Origin of the sequence: uncultured Sunxiuqinia sp. (genome assembly GCF_963974515.1) — a bacterium.
Taxonomy (GTDB): domain Bacteria; phylum Bacteroidota; class Bacteroidia; order Bacteroidales; family Prolixibacteraceae; genus Sunxiuqinia.
In genome coordinates, this window is record NZ_CAXBDD010000175.1 from 1 (window position 1) to 4,334 (window position 4,334).

5 protein-coding genes are annotated in these 4,334 nt (G+C 44.6%); all 5 read left to right on the top strand.

The annotated features are described in order from the left end of the window. The coding region (locus AAC033_RS18455) for an HAD-IC family P-type ATPase (RefSeq protein WP_339740902.1) at positions 1–449 on the top strand (449 nt) is incomplete at its 5' end. Between the two features lie 514 nt (positions 450–963). Beyond that, positions 964–2,184, top strand: coding sequence for a cysteine desulfurase (locus AAC033_RS18460; RefSeq protein ID WP_339740904.1), 1,221 nt, complete (start codon positions 964–966; stop codon positions 2,182–2,184). Between the two features lie 135 nt (positions 2,185–2,319). After that, entirely contained in the window at positions 2,320–2,520 is a 201-nt protein-coding gene (locus AAC033_RS18465; protein WP_339740906.1) for a hypothetical protein, read from the top strand. Further along, positions 2,517–2,789 carry a hypothetical protein gene (locus AAC033_RS18470; protein ID WP_339740909.1) on the top strand — a complete coding sequence of 91 codons (273 nt, stop codon included), beginning with the start codon at positions 2,517–2,519 and terminating at the stop codon, positions 2,787–2,789. The genes AAC033_RS18465 and AAC033_RS18470 overlap by 4 nt, the downstream gene beginning before the upstream one ends. Before the next feature lie 253 nt (positions 2,790–3,042). Then, entirely contained in the window at positions 3,043–3,933 is an 891-nt protein-coding gene (locus AAC033_RS18475; RefSeq protein WP_339740911.1) for an IS4 family transposase, read from the top strand. Positions 3,934–4,334: the final 401 nt, after the last annotated feature.

A 4,334-nucleotide genomic window follows, 5' to 3' on the forward strand; every position in this document is an offset into this window, starting at 1 on the left:
CACAGGTGGGTGTCACCGATTTTAAGGCCGAGGTACTGCCAGCCGACAAGGCCGAGTTTATAAAGCAGCTGCAAGCCGAAGGCAAGCTGGTTGCGATGGTGGGCGACGGCATCAACGATTCGCACGCGCTGGCCCAGGCCGACGTAAGCATTGCCATGGGGCACGGCTCCGACATTGCGATGGATGTGGCGAAGATGACGCTCATCACCTCCGACCTGGAATCCATTCCCAAAGCCTTGCAACTATCGCGCAAAACGGTATTGGGCATCAAGCAAAATCTGTTCTGGGCCTTTATCTACAACGCTATTGGCATCCCCATTGCCGCCGGCCTGCTTTATCCGGTCAACGGCTTTCTGCTCGACCCGATGATTGCCGGAGCAGCCATGGCCTTCAGCTCGGTGTCGGTGGTCGCCAACAGCCTGCGGTTAAAAGCCAGCAAACTGACCTGAATGGAGCAAATTTCACCTGAAGGTTGGTCGTGACCAATTGATCAACCGATCGACATTGATGCTGGATAAAGGTGAATATATTAAAACTGCGAATTTTGGGTTGAAGTGAAACTATCACTCTATTGATTGGGTGACTTAAGTCACCCGATCAATAACCCTAACGACCAACTCAGTTCCCCCTAAACTTAACCAAGCGCTGCCCATTCTCAACCAGGTCGCCTCTACCCTTGACTATCTGGCTCCTATTCCCGCCTATGTCTTGCCTGATCTCGTCTACCTCCTGCCCGTCGTTAACTACATGCCTACTCTCGGCTACGTGCTGCCTACCGTCAGTTAACTCTTACCCACTCCAGACTATGGAGTTTTTTTTCGTTACCCGGCAAACCCCTTTCCAATATTCATTTTCAAAAGTTTAATCAAAAAGATTAGTTTTGTGTTTGAAATAAAGAGGACCCCGTATTGCTCGTTTCCCTTGTAGCGAGATGCTCAATACTCGATCAAAAAAGAAAATACCATGACACTTGATATCGCCCGCATACGAAAAGATTTTCCCATTCTGAATCAACACGTTTACAACAAACCATTGATCTACCTGGACAGTGCTGCTTCATCGCAAAAAACCTTATCGGTTTTAAAAAAGGAAGAACAGCTGCATCTGGAGTATTACGGCAACATTCATCGTGGAGCGCACTTCCTGGCCGATCAGGCAACCATTGAGTTTGAAGCCGTACGCGATTTGGTCAAAGATTTCGTTCATGCCGGTTTCCGCGAAGAAATCATTTTCACCAAAGGAACGACCGAAAGCATCAATCTGGTGGCCTTTTCATTTGGAGAAGCATTTGTGAAGGCAGGTGATGAAATCATTGTTTCGGAGATGGAGCATCACGCCAACATTGTCCCCTGGCAGTTGATGGCAAACCGAAAAGGCGCACGCATTGTCAAGCTTCCATTTGCCGACGATGGCCGGCTGGAGCTCGAAAAGCTGGATGAGCTGATCAACGAGAAAACCCGGCTGATTGCCGTGGCCCATGTGTCAAACACTTTGGGGACCATCAACCCGGTCGGGGAGATTATTGCCAAAGCGCATACCAAAGGGGTTCAGGTGTTGGTTGACGGCGCACAGGCCGTGAAACACCTTCCGGTAGACGTGCAGGCACTGGATGCCGACTTTTACGTTTTCTCAGCACATAAAATGTATGGACCAAACGGGGTTGGTGTTTTGTATGGCAAAAAAGAACTGCTGGACCAGATGCCTCCGTACCAGGGCGGCGGCGAAATGATTTCGGAAGTGACTTTTGAAAACACGACCTTCAACGAAGTTCCTTATAAGTTTGAAGCCGGAACCCCACACATTACCGGCGTCATCGCGTTTGGCGAAGCCATTCGCTACCTGCAAAAGCTGGGTTTAAATGAGGTAGCAGCTTACGAAAACAGCTTATTGACCTACGCCACCCAAAAGATGTTGGAAATTCCAGACCTGGTGATTTATGGTACACAGCCGGAAAAATCGGGCGTTATTACTTTTAATATTGAAGGAATTCACCCGTTTGACCTCGGCACCATGCTCGACAAAATGGGCATTGCCGTGCGCACCGGCCGCCTGTGTGCCGACCCGGTGATGGATCATTACGGAGTTCAGGCAACCATCCGGGTTTCCTTCGCCGTGTATAACACCGTCGACGAAATTGACCAATTTATTGCTGCCCTGAAAAAGTTGGTGGTCATGCTGGGGTAAAATAAAAATTAACCTTCTCACGCTCCCACGCTGGCTCATTCTAACTCTTGTGCCGAAAACCCTAACACATTCGCAACGATGCAACTTCGGCTTTTTCGGGTTAAAATTTGTAAGTTTGTTGGAAACAAAATAGAAATGAAAACAATCGTAATCAATATCGAAGAAGGATCCAATGCAAAACGCATACTCGAAGCAATCCGGCTTTTGAAAGGGGTTGAAAATGCAACCATTGCCACGGACGAAGAATTGGAGAACATCTCCATGTTGAAGGCATTGAAAGCAAGCCGCAAAACCAGGAAGGTCAGCAAAGAAGAAGTTTTAAATGCCTTGAAATGAAAGTGGAATTCCGCAATTCTTTCTTAAAGGATGTCAAAAAAGTAAAACAAGCCACAATAAAATCCCTGATAAGAACAGTTATTGAAGATTGCGAACAGGCAGGCACAATTAGCGACATTCCTCATTGTGAGCCGCTTCAAAGCAGGGGTAAATTTTTTAAGATCAAACACGGACAATACCGGTTTGGGGTATATATTGACAAAGGAACTGTTGAATTTCTAAAATTTGGCACCCGCCAAAATTTTTATACAGACTTCCCACCTTTTTAAGTTCAGGCAACCATCCGGGTTTCTTTCGCCGTGTACAACACCGTCGACGAAATTGATCAATTTATTGCTGCCTTGAAAAAGCTGGTGGTGATGTTGGGATAGAATAAAGACACGGTTGCTTCTCAATATTTTATCACTAGTGTCTCGTTTAAATATTAACTCGTTCTTTGAAAAAATTGATAATCAATTGTTTGTAGTGATTTTTGTTGCGTGACGATTTGAATTGTTTCTTTTGGTTTCAAAATACTGAGAAATGAACCAAGGGAAATATGTATTTGCACAAATCACCGAATTTCTGCCTCGCAGGGTGTTTGACCGTCTTGTGATGAAGTACAATGGCAACAAGCACGTCCGCACTTTTACATGTTGGAACCAGATGCTCTGTATGGTATTTGGGCAACTTAGCAATCGCGACAGTCTTCGGGATTTAATTGTTGCCATTGATGCGCACCGGAACAAGTCATATCATTTGGGACTCGGCTCCAGCGTGAAACTGGCAACTCTTGCAAGGGCAAACATCAACAGGAATTGCAAAATCTACGAAGAATTTGCCTACCACCTGATAGACCATGCCCGCAGGGTTTGCGCCAATGACGATTTTGAAGTAAAAGTCGATGGCAATATTTATGCTTTCGACTCCACAACAATCGACCTTTGCCTGAGTGTTTTCTGGTGGGCTGAGTTTCGCAAGAAGAAAGGTGGCGTAAAAATGCATACCCTATACGATGTCAAGACCCAGATTCCGAGCTTTGTTCACATTACCACCGCATCAGTCAACGATGTAAATGCCATGGATAATATCCCATATGAAAAAGGCAGTTACTACATCTTTGACAGGGGCTACAATGATTTTGAACGGCTTTACAGGATTCAAAAACTTGAAGCATGGTTTGTGGTACGGGCCAAAGACAACCTCAAGTTCAAAAGGATGTACTCTGGCCGAGTTGACAAATCGACTGGGATAAGATGTGATCAAACCGGTGTTTTTTTGCACGCAAAATCTTACAATCGTTACCCACAGAAACTTCGTAGGATCAAGTATTACGACTGTGAGACAGATGTTGAAGTTGTTTTCCTGACAAACAACTTCGAACTCACAGCCCGGGAAATCGCCATTCTTCATAAGAATCGCCGGCAAGTCTAATTGTTTTCTAAATGGATCAAACAGCATCTTAAGGAGAAAGGCTTTTGGGGCCATACCCTTAATGCTGCGAAAACACAACTCTATGGTGCAATTACCACATATTGTTTGGTAGCCATTATAAGCAAAGAACTAAAAAAAGATCGTTCAACCGACGAAATTCTACAAATTTTGGGAATGTCGCTACTGGACAAAACTCCTGTCAGAGAGATGATTACAAACAATGATTACAAAAATCTCAAAGAGCTAAACTATAAACAATTGTCATTCAGTCTCTTTTGACGAGACAGCAGTGATGACTTAAAACTAGTTTTAGAATCAGAAATTGATAAAAAATATACAAATATTTGGTCAACCTTCAAAAATCATAAATTTGCAGGTCTACTTAAATTTTCAAGGATATA

Excerpts from the sequence above, each read along its gene's own strand:
- AAC033_RS18470 (WP_339740909.1), top strand. The coding sequence starts at position 2,517 with ATGAAAGTGGAATTCCGCAATTCTTTCTTAAAGGATGTCAAAAAAGTA.
- AAC033_RS18465 (WP_339740906.1), top strand. The coding sequence starts at position 2,320 with ATGAAAACAATCGTAATCAATATCGAAGAAGGATCCAATGCAAAACGC.
- AAC033_RS18475 (WP_339740911.1), top strand. The coding sequence starts at position 3,043 with ATGAACCAAGGGAAATATGTATTTGCACAAATCACCGAATTTCTGCCT.
- AAC033_RS18460 (WP_339740904.1), top strand. The coding sequence starts at position 964 with ATGACACTTGATATCGCCCGCATACGAAAAGATTTTCCCATTCTGAAT.